Genomic DNA, 14,690 nt, shown 5'->3' with positions numbered 1-14,690 from the left:
TAGTAAATTTTATCTAAAATAATTCATATAGTACAATTTACCTTATAATATTAATCACCTAAATAATAAGGTTTGTTAATAAAATTATATTAGAATTACAAACCTATATTTTATTATATGATTGTTCGAACTTATTGTTTCTTTTTTTAATTGTGTAGAACTGGAATATATGGTATTAATAAGATTAGAGTTAAAATAATACACTAAGATGATTCGTATATTTTATATACACTGGAGGAAGTAATGAAATTAGCGTGGTTAATTGATACAACAACTTATATTGATCAAAATATTGACGAGAAAGATTTATTTGTAGTTTCTTTATCAACAATTATAGAAGACAAACCATATAAAGATACAGAGTTTGAAAGTTCAAAATCATGTTTCGATATGTTAAAGGAAAATGGTAATGGAGCAAAAACGGCTCAACCTACACCTCAAGATTTTATTGAAACTTATCAGCAAATTGAAGATGAGGGATATACGCATGTTATTGCGATTCACCCTTCAAGTAGTTTATCGGGTACTTCTGCTTCATCACTTTCAAATTCAAAAAATTTTCCTATGGAGATCCATGTTGTCGATAGCGGTACAGGGAGTTTTCCTCAGAAAGAATTAGTTGAATATGGGAGAAAGCTATATAATGAGAATAAATCATTTGATGAGATAGTGAATAAGTTAGAAAGTGTAAAAGAAACAAGTGAATTATATTTATTACCAAGAAACCTACAGCAATTGAAAAATAGTGGTAGAGTATCTAATGGAAAATATTTATTGAGTAGCTTACTTCACATTAAACTTTTATTGAAATTAGAGCATGGAACGATAGATTTAGAACTTAAATCTAGAGGAATGAAGAAAATTGAAGCTTATTTAATTGCTCGTATGAAAGAGGCAATTGATAAGGGGATTACAAGTATTGGTGTACTACATGCTGGTAATGAAGAAGAGGCACATATTTGGAAAGAACGTATTTTAACATTGAATAGTAATATAAATGTATATGTTGAATCATTAGTACCTGTTGCTTCTGTTCATACTGGTTATGGAACGATTGGTATTGGTTGGATTAATACAACTGAATGAAATCGTTTTAAAAACTGAGAATCTATTTCTCAGTTTTTTTTATTTATAAAAAATTTATAAAAAAAGCTTGTCATATGCTTATAAACGTACTAATATGGATAAATCTGATTAAAATAATAAGGTTAAAGGAGTTGTGTTTGATGAAGAAGTATCCTTTAGCGATATGGATATTAAGTCTTGGTGCGTTTGCAATAGGTATGACAGAGTTTGTAATCATGGGATTGCTACCAAATATTGCAAGAGACTTGAATGTAACTGTGTCTGATGCTGGGCAACTGATTACAGGTTATGCACTTAGTGTTGCCATTGGAGGACCGATTATAGTTCTTGCTACATATAAGCTACCAAGAAAAAATTTACTCGTTTTATTAATGGGAATCTTTATAGTAGGTAATGGAATAGGCGGAATAGCTCCAAACTATGAGTTATTAATGTTAAGTAGAATTGTTGCGGCGCTAGCACATGGATCTTTCTTTGGTATAGGTTCTATTTTAGCAGCAAGCATGGTGCCACCTCATAAAAGAGCTAGTGCTATGGCGCTAATGTTTATGGGCTTAACAATGAGTAATATTATAGGCGTACCATTCGGGACTTTTGTTGGTCAAATATTTGGTTGGAAAATGACCTTTATAATTATAAGTATATTAGGTCTACTAACATTAATAGGAATTATTAAATATGTACCGAATCAAAAAGATACTCAACCTATTTCTATTAAAAATGAATTAAATGTATTAAAAGACGTTAAATTATGGTTAACTCTTGGTGTAACATTATTTGGGTTTAGTAGTGTATTTGCATATTTTACTTATATTTCTCAAATTTTAATTAATGTTTCACATATAGATGAGCGATGGATTTCATTTGTTCTTATAATATTTGGTGTAGGTGTCACTTTAGGTAATATAATTGGTGGTAAACTAGCAGATTGGAATTTAAATAGAGCACTAAACATTATTTTTATTGTTTTTCCTATTTATATTTTTATGATGTACTTTATTCAAAATTATAGCCTGTTAATGGTTGTTGGTATCTTTATATTTGGACTTATAGGATTTAGTATGAGTCCTTCTCTTCAATTTAAGAGTATGGTCATTTCAAAAGATGCGCCAATGTTAGCAAGTACAATGAATCAATCTGCATTTAATATTGGTAATGCACTAGGTGCTTTTATAGGTGGAATAGTAGTTAGCCAATTAGAAGTTAAAGATCTAGCATTAGTAGCACCATTTTTAACTATCATTGGACTAGTGTTCTTAATGTTAGAACGTATCGTTACAAAAAGAAGAATGCAACAAAATACTTCAGCATAACTAAGAACTAATAATATAAATCCCGACATAATTTAAACTTTGTCGGGATTTTATATTATGCATAAAGCATTTTTTATGTTCTATTATGAATTTATCGTTATAATAAATAATGATATAAGGAGGTCCAAATATGAAACATTGGATTGAACAACGCGTAATTGAATCACCAAATAAAGTAGCAATCAAACAAGATGATATTGAAATAACATATCAACAACTATTCAAAGAGTCAAAAGTATATGCGTCGTATTTAAAACAACTTAATTTAAATAGGGTGGCATTTTATATAAAGAATGATATCCATCATGTATCTTTGATTATTGGAGCTTGGCTAGCGAATGTTGAGATTGTGATGATTAACACTAAATTGACATCAAGAGAAATAGAACAACAATTAGATAGTGTTAATGTACAAACAGTATTGACTTATAATTCACTTGATATTAAACAAAAGAATATAAATATAAGTGACATAAATCATATAAATAAACATAATTTAGAATCTCAATTTAAAATGGATAATATTGCTACGATAATGTTTACGTCAGGGACAACTGGACCTGCTAAAGCTGTACCTCAAACTTTTTCGAATCATTATTATAGTGCTATTGGCTGTAAAGAAAGCCTTGGTTATGATTCATTAACGAAATGGCTATCAGTGCTACCTATTTATCATATATCTGGTTTAAGTGTGCTTATACGTAGTTTAATTGAAGGTTTCACAGTAGTATTAGAAGCTAAGTTTAATATTGACCGTGTTATGCATTTGATTAAGCATGAAGGTATTACACATATTTCACTCGTTCCTCAGACATTGCAATGGTTGATTAAAGAGGAATTAAAAGAACCCTATAATTTGGAGAAAATACTGTTAGGTGGAGCAAAATTATCAGAATCTATGATCAATAAATCACTTGAATACAATTTACCAATTTATAATTCATTTGGTATGACAGAAACATGTTCGCAGTTTGTAACTGCAAGTCCAGAAATGTTACGTGATGAACCAAGTACGGTTGGTAAAATACCTTCAAATGTAAAACTTAAAATTTTAAATAAGAATGCTGATGGGCACGGTGAGATAGCTGTTTCAGGTGGTAATGTTATGAATGGTTATTTAACAACTAATAGTAATACTACGACATTTATAGATGGATACTTCAAGACTGGTGATATTGGATCTATAGATGAAAATGGATACGTATATATTTATGATAGAAGAAAAGACTTAATTATTAGTGGAGGAGAAAATATATATCCTTTTGAAATAGAACATATCATGTTAAATCATCCGCAGATTAATACATGTGTTGCGGTTCCTGTTGAAGATGAAAAGTGGGGACAAGTACCTGCTTTAGTATATGAAGGTGAAAGTAAAATAGAAATTAATGAATTTAAGATTTTGTTGAATGAATATTTAGCCAAATATAAACACCCAAAATATTTTTATAAAATGGATGAAATACCAAGAACTTCAACCGGTAAACTTTCAAGGCATAAAGTGAAAGAGTGGATAACCCATGAGTAAAAATACGATGAATTTTTATTTATTTAAAGCTCCGTTCAGAGTATCTATCAAAACACCTTTAATTGAAATGGAAGAACGTGAAGTATTGATTGTTGAATGGGTTGATAGTAATGGACAGAAATACTATGGAGAGTGTAATGCCTTTAGCACGGATTGGTATCATTTTGAAACGATAGATTCTGTAAAAAAAGAATTAACTAATTGGTTTGAAAGACATGTTTATGATCAAATAAATAGTTATAAACTAAGTTGTCAATTAATAGATGAACTAAATGACTTTCCGAACGCTCGAACTGTAATGTCTATGATTTTTTATCAGAAGTTCCATGATTTATATGAATTTGATATAGCATATGGTGCTACTGTAAATCATGATATTGAAAAATACTTTAATCAATATCATGGTGAATTACCTTCAAGAATTAAAATAAAATGGCACAATGGAATTCGAAATGATATTGCATTTTTAGAACAATATTATCCTCAAATTAAAAGAGCTATTGATGCAAACGGAGTATTAGAAGAAAGTAATATTTCTTTATTAAACACATTTAAAGATCAAGACTTTATTTATATAGAGCAGCCATTTAGTCATTTTGATTTATATAAGGAATATCGTAAATCATTAACGTTACCTATATTTATTGATGAGTCAGCTTTGAATTTAGAACAAATTAATAAATTTAATAAATCTGAACTTATAGATGGGGTTGTTATTAAACCTTCCCGAATAGGAGGGATAGATAAATCTCTAGAAATAATCGATTATTGTAAAAAGAATAAATTGAAATTTGTAATAGGTGGTATGTATGAATTTGGTTTAAGTAGTTATTTCACCGCATATTTAGCTCAGCATAGTGATTATCCAAGTGATGTGACACCAAGTGATTATTATTTCATGGATGATATCGTTAAGGATAGTGCTGAAATAAAGAACAATAAAATTAAATATTTACCACCAAAAGTAGATACAGATAAACTTATAAAATAAAGAAGTGGGATCGTAATCTAATTTTAAAAAAGATTACGATCCCACTATGGTTGACTAAGGTTGAGACAATTAATGTGTATGGTCTTTTTTTGGTGGAACTGGATCATATCCTCCTGCATGGAATGGATGACATTTTAATATTCTTTTCGTACCTAACCATGTTCCTTTTAATGCACCATATTCAGAAATTGCTTCTACAGCATAATTAGAGCATGTTGGTTCAAATCTGCATGTAGGTGGAGTTAATGGTGATATATAGTTTTGGTATAGACGGATTAATTTAATGAATAACTTTTTCATATCAATTCTCCTATTTATAATTATTTTCTGTTAAATTTTTGTATGGTTTAACTTTAGTATTATTAAACTTATAAAATTGTGTTGTTTGTTTCATATGAATATTTATTGTTTCGTTCTTTATTTTTCCTGTAGCGACAATATTAAAAGTTAATTTTTTAGGTAATGTTTTGTCTTCTTGGAAAGTTAAATTGAATTTACCTTTTTTAATTTTTAAATCATTAATATTACTTAATGATTCTTGATCGATTAAAGGAGATTGGCTATATCCTAATTGATATAAATATTTCATTACGCTGTCAGTACCTTCATATGAAAGGGTATTGTCTTTAATCGTCACATCATCTTCAATCGGTTTTAATAAACTTTGGTTAAATGTAGTTAAATCAAACCAGTCTTGACCAATTTTTTGATAATAATCAATTTCAGCATTTTGTGCATGATAATTTAAATATTTAGTCTTTGGTGAAGATTTGATTTCATTTGAATCTATAAAGATACTTTTGTCACGTGTTTTGAATTCCTTAGTATTACTAGATTGTTCTACATTAAATGAAAGTTTATCGTGATGATTTGTACGGCCATATGAATTTTGTTTTAACTTTGTCTTTCTATCTTGAAAATCTACAGTTGTTTCATTTTTAGATTTTATAGAATGGGTATCGACATCTTTAATGTTTTTTTGAAATGCTTCAATAGCTTCACTGCTATTTTTAAAATTATTTTGACCTTGTTGACTACAACTTGCTAGAATAAGAGTAATTGTTAATATCAAGGACGTTAAGGTTAATTTTTTCAATATTTTCTACCTTCCTAATAAAATATATATACAGTTTATCACAATCGAAGAAAGAGGTCGTGTTTCATGCGCTATAAAGATCCATATGGACTAAACGTAGATTTAGAATATAAAGAAGCGAACGATATACAAAAAGCTAAACATGTACTTGGAATTCCTATATACAAGAATAATTATATTATGACTCATCATAAAATCAGAGGAATAGAATTTCCTGGTGGAAAAGTGGAGCAAAATGAAACAAATAAAGAAGCAATAGTAAGAGAATTATATGAAGAAACAGGTGCAATCCCTAAAGAAGTAACGTTTATTGCTTCATATACAGTGCATGATGAGAAACCATTCGATAAAGACGTATATTTTATTAAAGTTGATTCGATGGAGGTAAAAAGTGAGTATTTTGAAACATATGGCCCGATTATTGTTCAAAATATAGATGATGTACCTGAACAAAAAAAGAGTTTTTTATTAAAAGATAAAGCGATATTAAAGTGTGTTGAAAGGGTGTATAAACTTGGATTTCTTCAGTAGAAAAAGAATGCCTGTTTTCCTTTTAGATCACGTGACAGAAGAAGTGATTTATATTGTAGATCGACTTAAAGTTAGAGGGTTGCTAATGACACCTCATAAAGACGTTGAAAGAATCGTTGTTTATTTACGAGGTGGTAAAGGACAAGTTGGTAGAGTAAGGCCAGCAAGAATGTCTCAATTTAAAAATAAAAATACATTAGTATTCGCTCCTTATTATCGAGGAAGTAACGGAAGCGAAGGAAGAGATCATTTTTGTGGAGACGATTTAAATGATGTAATTGTTGGTATCAATATATTAAAAGAAAAATACCCGCAAATACCTGTTCATATTATAGGTTTTTCTAGAGGCGGTATACAAGGCTTACTTACGTATCAAACAGTTAAAGCAACAAGTTATATAATTTGGGGCGGAGTAACTGATTTACTTATGATGTATGAAGAGAGAATTGATTTACGAGGAATGTTAAAAAGGATGGTTGGACATCCTAAAAAGCAATATGAAGAATATGAACGTAGAAATGCTTTGAAAAACATTAATCAAGATAGCCCGCCAATTTTAATTGTTCATGGTGATAAAGATAAACAAGTTAATATCAATATGGCGTACCATTTAGAAGAACATTTAAAAGAACATAATGTAGAATATAGCACGATTTATGAACAAGGAGAAGGGCATGTATTTAGACCTGAAAAAGAAAAACAGACACTCATTCAAATTCATAATTGGATGGATAAATGTGAAAACAAAAACCCTTAAAGTTGAATTTCAGTTCAACTTTAAGGGTTTTTTTATACATGGGGTTAATTTTAACGATTAAAAGTAAATCCGCCTTCTGCTTGAATGTGTTCTGAAGTTTCTCCAAATTTACAGAAGTTTTCTTTGAAATCTGAAGCAAGTTGTTTAGCTTTTTCATCATATGCTTCTGCTGATACCCATGTATTACGTGGGTATAATATTTCTGATGGTACTCCTGAAACGTGTTTAGGAATATTTAGACCAAAAATATCATCTTTAACAAATTCAGAATTTTTGATTTCTCCACTTATTGCACAACGAATCATTGAGCGTGTATGTTTTAAGTCCATTCTAGAACCTACACCATACTCTCCACCAGTCCAGCCAGTGTTCACTAAGTAAACATCTACATCATGTTCGTCAATTAATTTACCAAGTAATTCTGCATATTCTGTCGCATGTAATGGTAAGAATGGAGAGCCGAAACAAGTTGAGAATACAGGTTGTGGACTCGTTACGCCTCTTTCTGTTCCTGCTAATTTAGATGTAAATCCACTTAAGAAGTGATACATCGCTTGTGATTTATCTAATTTTGAAATTGGAGGTAATACACCAAATGCATCTGCTGTTAAGAAGATGATTGTATTTGGATGACCTGCAATTGATGGTGTTACAATATTATCTATAAAATCGATAGGGTATGCTGCTCTAGTATTTTCAGTTAATGAAGTGTCGTTGTAATCAACTGATCCACAAGATTTAACACCTACATTTTCTAATACTGTACCATATCGAATTGCATCATAAATTTGTGGTTCTTTTTCTCGACTAAGGCTTACTGTTTTAGCGTAACAGCCTCCTTCGATATTGAAGACTCCATTCTCATTCCAACCGTGTTCGTCGTCTCCGATAAGTTTTCTATTTGGATCAGCAGATAAAGTTGTTTTACCTGTTCCAGATAGACCGAAGAATAAAGCGACATCTTTGTTATAACCAACATTAGCTGAGCAATGCATGCTCATAATGCCTTTTTTAGGTAACAAGTAGTTCATAACTGAGAATATACCTTTTTTCATTTCACCAGCATATTCAGTACCACCAATTAATATAACGCGATGTTTGAATGAAGTGATAATAAATGTTTCAGAGTTTGTGCCGTCCTTTTCTGGATTTGCTTTAAATCCAGGTGCACTGATAACAGTAAAGTTAGGATTAATATTAAGTGCATCTTCTTTAGTTTCAGGACGTATAAACATATTTTGAGCAAATAGATTATGCCAAGGTAACTCATTAATCACACGTAAATCTAAGCGTGATGATTCATCTGCACCAGCATATCCATTGAAGACATAAAGTTGTGATTTTTGGTTTAAATAGTCAATAACTTGATCATATAAATTTAAGAAGCTATTTTCTGAGATAGGTTGATTGATTGTTCCCCAATCAATATCTTGTTCTGTATCTGCTTCTTTTACAATAAATTTATCTTTAGGTGAACGTCCGGTATATTTCCCTGTTTCCATTCTAATAGCACCAGATTCAGTTAATACCCCTTCACCAGATTCTAGAATATGACTATATAATTCAGTTCTAGAGAGTTGTTTGTGTGTAGTTTCCTTATTAAGAAGGTTAGAAAGTTCGATTGATTCTGTAATTGACTGTATTGCCATAAATGACGACCCCCATGTCTTATATTAGTGTTGTAAGCATTTTCATGGAATTAGTATAACACATTAAAATATATAGTCTATACTAATAGGAAAATTTATTTTAAAAATTTATGACAATTGAATTATATTTCGTTGCATTGACATAATCAGAAAACTCTAGTATTATCGTCTTTGACGGATTCTCTTATCCTGAGTGGTGGAGGGACATGGACCCAATGAAACCCAGCAACCTCTTTCTATTTGAAAGAAAGGTGCCAAACCGTTTGCAGACCAATATTGTCTGAACGATAAGAGCGAATGGACGAGTGTGCCTTCTCTCTATTTTTATTGAGAGAGGGCACTTTTTATTTGCGCAGAGAAAGAGACCGTACAACATTATTTAAAGGAGATTTTTTATGTTAAAGAATAGAAGACTCTTCACATCTGAATCAGTAACAGAAGGGCATCCAGATAAGATTGCGGATCAAATTTCTGACGCAATTTTGGACGAATTATTAAAAGGTGACCCTAAAGCTAGAGTCGCTTGCGAAACAACAGTAACAACAGGTATGGCTTTAATTGCAGGTGAAATTTCAACTTCAACATATGTTGATATACCTAAAGTAGTAAGACAAACTGTAAAAGATATAGGATATACGAGAGCAAAATATGGCTATGATTTTCAAACAATGGCAATTTTAACTGCAATTGATGAACAATCTCCAGATATAGCGCAAGGTGTAGATTGTGCGTTAGAAGATAGAGATGACTTAACAGATAGAGAAATTGAGTCTATTGGTGCAGGAGACCAAGGGCTTATGTTCGGATATGCAACAAATGAAACAGAAACTTATATGCCGTTACCAGGTTATTTAGCACATCAATTAGCTAAACGATTAACAGATGTTCGTAAAGAAGGCACTTTAGATTATTTACGTCCAGATGGTAAGACACAAGTAACAGTTGAATATGACGAGAATGATAAACCTGTAAGAGTTGATACAATTGTTATTTCTTCACAACATCATGAAAAAATTGAACTAGAAAAAATACAACAAGATATTAAAGATCATGTTATTTACCCAATCGTTCCTAAAGAATTATTAGATGATGAAACTAAATTCTTTATTAATCCAACAGGTAGATTTGTAATTGGTGGACCACAAGGTGATGCAGGATTAACTGGAAGAAAAATTATCGTAGATACATACGGTGGTTATGCTAGACATGGCGGTGGATGTTTCAGTGGGAAAGATCCAACTAAAGTGGATAGATCAGGAGCTTATGCAGCGCGTTATGTAGCTAAAAATATTGTCGCTAGTGGACTTGCAGACAAATGTGAAGTTCAGTTAGCATATGCAATAGGTGTGGCTCAGCCAGTTTCAATATCAATAGAAACATTTGGAACTGGTAAAGTTGAAGAAACAACTTTAGTAGAAAAAATTAGAGAAGTATTTGACTTAAGACCTGCAGGCATTATACAAATGCTGAATTTAAGACAACCTATTTATAAAAAAACTGCAGCATATGGACATTTTGGAAGAACAGATGTTCAATTACCTTGGGAAGAATTAGATAAAGTAGACTTATTAAAAGATTTACTTAAATAAACTAAAAAGCACTGTATAAAAAATTACCTTTTTATGCAGTGCTTTTTTAATTTCTGCAAACATTGGACTTTGCTTATAGGTTTTGTACATGTTATTTAAAGTGTTTTTATTGGAAATTAAATTAATTTACTATTAAAGTGAGGAATAACTATTCAAATGTACGAAGTATTAAAAAATATAATGGGATAATTAATATATTTTATGATAAATACTGAATTAATTTGAATTTTTTACTATAATAGAAGTAATACTTATGAAAGGGAGCGATCTGCAATTATGAGTCAATTAGAACCGATTCATTATGGATTAATCGCAGCAGTTGTTATTGCGATATTATTTATTATATTATTCTTTGTTTCGTTAAAACAAAAGAAAAAATCTTTGACTAAGATTCAAGAATCTCATAAACAACAAAACGAGTCGCTAAAATCTGAGCACAAAGAGAAGTTAGATCATGAAAGAGTAGAGAATAAAAAGGTTCTAACTAAACAAAAAGAATCACATCAACAAGAAATTTCACAAAAAGAAAGAGAAATTGACTCATTAAAGTTATTTTCCAAGAATGAAGGGGAATATATAACTGATAGACATTTATTAGAATTAAGAGATCAACTTGTAAATGAACGTAGAATTAGACCTGAAGATATGCATATAATGGCTAATATATTTTTACCTAAAGATCCTTTAGGCAAAGTAAGACAAATAGACCATTTAGTATTAACTAGAACAGGCATTTATGTTATTGACTCAAATTTAGTAAGTGGTCACATCTATCACGGTATTACAGAACAGCAGTTTAATGATTTTCCAGTATTAGGACAAGTTTTTGGAACTTTGGATTTAAATCCAAATAAAGAACAAACGTTATTACTAGAAAAACAATCAAATAATAAAACTGCAGCATTTCATTCATATACTGATGAAGTTAAAGAAGTTGATGGTACAACAGAAGAATTACAACGACAACTGGAACTTAAATATACACCAACACCAATCATATACTTCCATCCTAATGAAGTGAGTGAAGCTACTATAAGTAATTACTCACAAGATCCTAACATTAAAGTGTTAGTAGGAGAAAAACAACTACAACATTTCTTTAATAAATTTGTCTTCCATGGTAGATTCCAATATAGTGTGGAAGACCTTGAAAGAATTATGGATGAAATTGAAAAGTTTAATCCTTAGAAACAAAGCGCTGCATATTATGTAGCGCTATTTTTATATAAAAAAGGTGGAATATAAAATGGGAAATGAAGAATTTGATGTTAAGAATCCGGCAACTGGTGAAGTGATTGAAACGTTAAAAAATAATAGTGAAGATGAAATTAATGAAAAAATTAAACGTTCACATGAAGTATTCCAAGATTATAAGAAGAAACCTGCCCACGATAGAAGTGCTTTATTGTATAAATGGTATGAATTGATTTTAAAAAACATAGATGAAATTGCTTTAACTATGACTAAGGAAAGTGGAAAGCCTTTAAAAGAATCAAAAGGTGAGGTTAAATATGCGACTGATTATATTTTATGGTTTGCTGAAGAAGCAAAACGTACTTATGGTAGAACAATACCAGAACATGTAGATAATAAGAGATTAATTGTAACGAGAGCGCCTGTTGGAGTCGTCGCTAGTATAACTCCTTGGAATTTCCCAGCAGCAATGATGACTAGAAAGGCAGCTCCGGCATTAGCAGCAGGATGTACATTTATATGTAAACCTGCACAGGATACGCCACTTACGACTATGAAATTAGTTGATTTAGCTCATGAAGCTGGTTTTGAAAAAGATGTAATTCAATATGTAAATGGAACAGGTAAAGATATAGGGAAAATATTTACTAAGCATCCATTGATTTCAAAAATAACATACACTGGATCTACACCAGTTGGTAAGCAATTAATGGAACAATCGAGTTCTACACTTAAAAAAGTGACTTTAGAACTAGGAGGTCACGCGCCACTTATAGTCCATGAAGATGCAGACATTGATAAAGCAGTTAAAGGAACAATTGCTTCAAAATTTAGAAATGCGGGTCAAACTTGTGTCTGTGCAAATAGAATTTATGTTCATGAATCCATTAAAGATTCATTTGAAGAGTCATTAAGATCAGAAGTAAGTAAATTAAAAGTAGGTAATGGCCAAGATGAATCTACAGATATTGGACCGGTTATTAATGCAGATGGATTTGAAAAAATAAAATCTCATATAGACGATGCAACAAGTAAAGGTGCACGAATCGTAACAGGAGGAGATAGCTATAGAGATGGTGGTTATTATATAACACCTACAGTACTTGCAGATGTAACTGACGATATGCAAATTATGGTTGAGGAAACATTTGGACCGGTAGCACCAATTACAACATATAAAGAAATTGATGAAGTTATTCAAAAAGCTAACGATACGCCATTTGGACTTGCAGCATATTTCTTTACAGAGAACTATAGTATTGGTATACAATTGTATGAGAACTTAGATTATGGTGTAATTGGATGGAATGATGGTGGCCCAAGTGCTACTCATATACCATTCGGAGGCATGAAAGAAAGTGGCTTTGGACGAGAAGGCGGTTCTGAAGGTATAGAACCTTACCTTGAGACTAAAGTCGTTTCAATATTAATCTAAGTATTTAAGGAAACCAGGAGGCAATATAATGACACAGAAATTAGTTGAGTTTTATAACGGTAATAGCATACCAGCGCTAGGATTAGGTACATTTAGAGTGGAAAATAATGATGAATGTCGAGAAGCTGTTAAACATGCAATAATTAGTGGCTATAAACATATTGATACTGCACAAACTTATCAAAACGAAGAAAAAGTAGGTCAAGGTATTAAAGAAGGTTTAGAGGAAGCTGGTTTAAACAGAGAAGATTTGTTTATCACAACTAAACTTTGGATGTCAGATTATGGTAGAGAAAATGTACAATCAGCATATGAAGCTTCATTAAAGAGATTAGGTTTAGATTATGTTGATTTATATTTAATCCATTGGCCAGGTCAAGATAAAGCTTTGATTTCTGAAACATGGAAAGCCATGGAAGATCTATATAATGAAGGGAAAATTAAAAATATAGGTGTAAGTAATTTCCATGTCAATCATTTAGAAGAATTGTTGCAAGAAGCTTCTATAAAACCAGTGATTAATCAAATCGAATGTCACCCTTATTTAATTCAAAAAGATTTGAGAACATACTTAGAAGCTCAAAAAATTGTAGCACAATCATGGTCTCCATTAATGAATGGGCAAATATTAGAAGATGAAGTTGTTAAAGAAATAGCAAATGAATTAGGTAAAACACCTGCACAAGTCATTATAAGATGGAATATTGATGAGAATATTGTTGTTATACCAAAATCAGTGACACCATCTCGAATAGAAGAAAATTTAAATGTATTTGATTTTGAATTATCAGATAGCCAATTATCAAGATTAAATGCTTTAAATAAAGATGAAAGAATTGGTCCAGACCCAGAATCTTTCACAGGTAAATAAAATAAATCAGAGCTTAGGATATATTTGTCCTAGAAAATTTTATAAGAGCAGAAATTCAATTTTAATAATGAATTTCTGCTCTTATTTTTTATGAAAATCATATTGGGAAATTTAGACTTTGTTGATATTTATTTATGCGCATGCTTACACTTCTTTCGACTTGTGTGAATATAGATACCCTTAGTTACACTTCTTTCGACTTGTGTGACTATGGACATCTTTGCTAACACTTCTACTGACTTGTGTTAACATAGGCATCCTTACTTACACTTCTTTCCACTTATGTGACTATGGACATCTTTGCTAACACTTCTACTGACTTGTGTTAACATAGGCATCCTTATTTACACTTCTTTCCACTTATGTGACTATGGATATCCTTCCTTACACTTTTCTCAACTTATGTAAATATAGACACTTAAGATTAATTGCCTTTGACATAAATGTCCTAGCATTTTAATGATAATCATTTAGCTAACTCTTAGAAAAACCTGTTTTCTATATAAAATAAATATTTGCAACGATTTTGTAAGTGCGGACGCCTGAGGGAATAGTATGAGTGAGAGACTACAGGCTCGAGCCATACCCCTAGGCAAGCATGCACGTACAAAATCGTAAAATTATATAAAAAGGTAAGCAAGTATGCACGA

General features: G+C 31.0%; 13 protein-coding genes and 1 riboswitch. Of the genes, 10 read left to right on the top strand and 3 right to left on the bottom strand.

What is annotated here, in order from left to right; all coding sequences use genetic code 11:
- Positions 1-243 precede the first annotated feature (243 nt).
- The 4 genes from CD129_RS03395 to menC all read left to right on the top strand — a co-directional run bounded on the left by CD129_RS03395 (position 244) and on the right by menC (position 4,918).
- Complete coding sequence (locus CD129_RS03395; RefSeq protein WP_115337298.1) at positions 244-1,086, top strand: DegV family protein; 843 nt, start codon at positions 244-246, stop codon at positions 1,084-1,086.
- Between the two features lie 140 nt (positions 1,087-1,226).
- Positions 1,227-2,399, top strand: coding sequence for an MFS transporter (locus CD129_RS03390; RefSeq protein ID WP_078357607.1), 1,173 nt, complete (start codon positions 1,227-1,229; stop codon positions 2,397-2,399).
- A gap of 130 nt (positions 2,400-2,529) precedes the next feature.
- Positions 2,530-3,927 carry an o-succinylbenzoate--CoA ligase gene (gene menE, locus CD129_RS03385; RefSeq protein WP_078357606.1) on the top strand — a complete coding sequence of 466 codons (1,398 nt, stop codon included), beginning with the start codon at positions 2,530-2,532 and terminating at the stop codon, positions 3,925-3,927.
- Positions 3,920-4,918, top strand: a complete 999-nt coding sequence (menC, locus tag CD129_RS03380) for an o-succinylbenzoate synthase (protein ID WP_107509867.1) — start codon at positions 3,920-3,922, stop codon at positions 4,916-4,918. Before menE ends, menC begins: the two co-directional genes overlap by 8 nt.
- 69 nt (positions 4,919-4,987) lie before the next feature.
- Here the strand turns inward: menC and yidD are convergent, their stop codons facing one another.
- Positions 4,988-5,218 (bottom strand): membrane protein insertion efficiency factor YidD, encoded by a 231-nt coding sequence (yidD, locus tag CD129_RS03375; protein WP_078357604.1) that lies wholly within the window; start codon positions 5,216-5,218, stop codon positions 4,988-4,990.
- 10 nt (positions 5,219-5,228) lie between these two features.
- A complete protein-coding gene (locus CD129_RS03370; protein WP_078357603.1) occupies positions 5,229-6,014 on the bottom strand; it encodes a hypothetical protein in 786 nt (261 codons plus the stop codon).
- Positions 6,015-6,080: 66 nt separating this feature from the next.
- Here CD129_RS03370 and ytkD point away from each other — a divergent pair, with 66 nt between their 5' ends.
- Complete coding sequence (ytkD, locus tag CD129_RS03365; protein ID WP_078357602.1) at positions 6,081-6,545, top strand: RNA deprotection pyrophosphohydrolase; 465 nt, start codon at positions 6,081-6,083, stop codon at positions 6,543-6,545.
- Positions 6,529-7,302, top strand: a complete 774-nt coding sequence (locus CD129_RS03360; protein ID WP_174221863.1) for an alpha/beta hydrolase family protein — start codon at positions 6,529-6,531, stop codon at positions 7,300-7,302. Before ytkD ends, CD129_RS03360 begins: the two co-directional genes overlap by 17 nt.
- 50 nt (positions 7,303-7,352) lie before the next feature.
- On the opposite strand, the gene pckA is transcribed toward CD129_RS03360, so the two are convergent.
- Positions 7,353-8,951: a phosphoenolpyruvate carboxykinase (ATP) gene (gene pckA / locus CD129_RS03355; protein ID WP_126577732.1), complete on the bottom strand. Its 1,599-nt coding sequence runs from the start codon at positions 8,949-8,951 to the stop codon at positions 7,353-7,355.
- 181 nt (positions 8,952-9,132) lie between these two features.
- A riboswitch (SAM riboswitch) is annotated at positions 9,133-9,245 on the top strand.
- A 101-nt stretch (positions 9,246-9,346) separates the two neighbouring features.
- Here pckA and metK point away from each other — a divergent pair.
- The 4 genes from metK to CD129_RS03335 all read left to right on the top strand — a co-directional run bounded on the left by metK (position 9,347) and on the right by CD129_RS03335 (position 14,040).
- Entirely contained in the window at positions 9,347-10,540 is a 1,194-nt protein-coding gene (gene metK, locus CD129_RS03350) for a methionine adenosyltransferase (RefSeq protein ID WP_078357600.1), read from the top strand.
- 276 nt (positions 10,541-10,816) lie between these two features.
- Positions 10,817-11,728 (top strand): nuclease-related domain-containing protein, encoded by a 912-nt coding sequence (locus CD129_RS03345; RefSeq protein WP_078357599.1) that lies wholly within the window; start codon positions 10,817-10,819, stop codon positions 11,726-11,728.
- Positions 11,729-11,786: 58 nt separating this feature from the next.
- The gene (locus CD129_RS03340; protein WP_115337299.1) at positions 11,787-13,169 is read left to right on the top strand and encodes an NAD-dependent succinate-semialdehyde dehydrogenase; all 1,383 of its coding nucleotides are present in this window, start codon (positions 11,787-11,789) and stop codon (positions 13,167-13,169) included.
- 28 nt (positions 13,170-13,197) lie between these two features.
- A complete protein-coding gene (locus CD129_RS03335) occupies positions 13,198-14,040 on the top strand; it encodes an aldo/keto reductase (protein WP_107510191.1) in 843 nt (280 codons plus the stop codon).
- Positions 14,041-14,690 lie beyond the last annotated feature (650 nt).

Source organism: Mammaliicoccus fleurettii, from assembly GCF_003970575.1.
GTDB lineage: Bacteria > Bacillota > Bacilli > Staphylococcales > Staphylococcaceae > Mammaliicoccus > Mammaliicoccus fleurettii.
Note: the sequence above shows the minus strand (reverse complement) of the source record. Positions and strands in the feature narration are given on the sequence as shown.

Excerpts from the sequence above, each read along its gene's own strand:
- CD129_RS03395 (WP_115337298.1), top strand. The coding sequence starts at position 244 with ATGAAATTAGCGTGGTTAATTGATACAACAACTTATATTGATCAAAAT.
- CD129_RS03390 (WP_078357607.1), top strand. The coding sequence starts at position 1,227 with ATGAAGAAGTATCCTTTAGCGATATGGATATTAAGTCTTGGTGCGTTT.
- menE (WP_078357606.1), top strand. The coding sequence starts at position 2,530 with ATGAAACATTGGATTGAACAACGCGTAATTGAATCACCAAATAAAGTA.
- menC (WP_107509867.1), top strand. The coding sequence starts at position 3,920 with ATGAGTAAAAATACGATGAATTTTTATTTATTTAAAGCTCCGTTCAGA.
- yidD (WP_078357604.1), bottom strand. The coding sequence starts at position 5,218 with ATGAAAAAGTTATTCATTAAATTAATCCGTCTATACCAAAACTATATA.
- ytkD (WP_078357602.1), top strand. The coding sequence starts at position 6,081 with ATGCGCTATAAAGATCCATATGGACTAAACGTAGATTTAGAATATAAA.
- pckA (WP_126577732.1), bottom strand. The coding sequence starts at position 8,951 with ATGGCAATACAGTCAATTACAGAATCAATCGAACTTTCTAACCTTCTT.
- metK (WP_078357600.1), top strand. The coding sequence starts at position 9,347 with ATGTTAAAGAATAGAAGACTCTTCACATCTGAATCAGTAACAGAAGGG.
- CD129_RS03345 (WP_078357599.1), top strand. The coding sequence starts at position 10,817 with ATGAGTCAATTAGAACCGATTCATTATGGATTAATCGCAGCAGTTGTT.
- CD129_RS03340 (WP_115337299.1), top strand. The coding sequence starts at position 11,787 with ATGGGAAATGAAGAATTTGATGTTAAGAATCCGGCAACTGGTGAAGTG.
- CD129_RS03335 (WP_107510191.1), top strand. The coding sequence starts at position 13,198 with ATGACACAGAAATTAGTTGAGTTTTATAACGGTAATAGCATACCAGCG.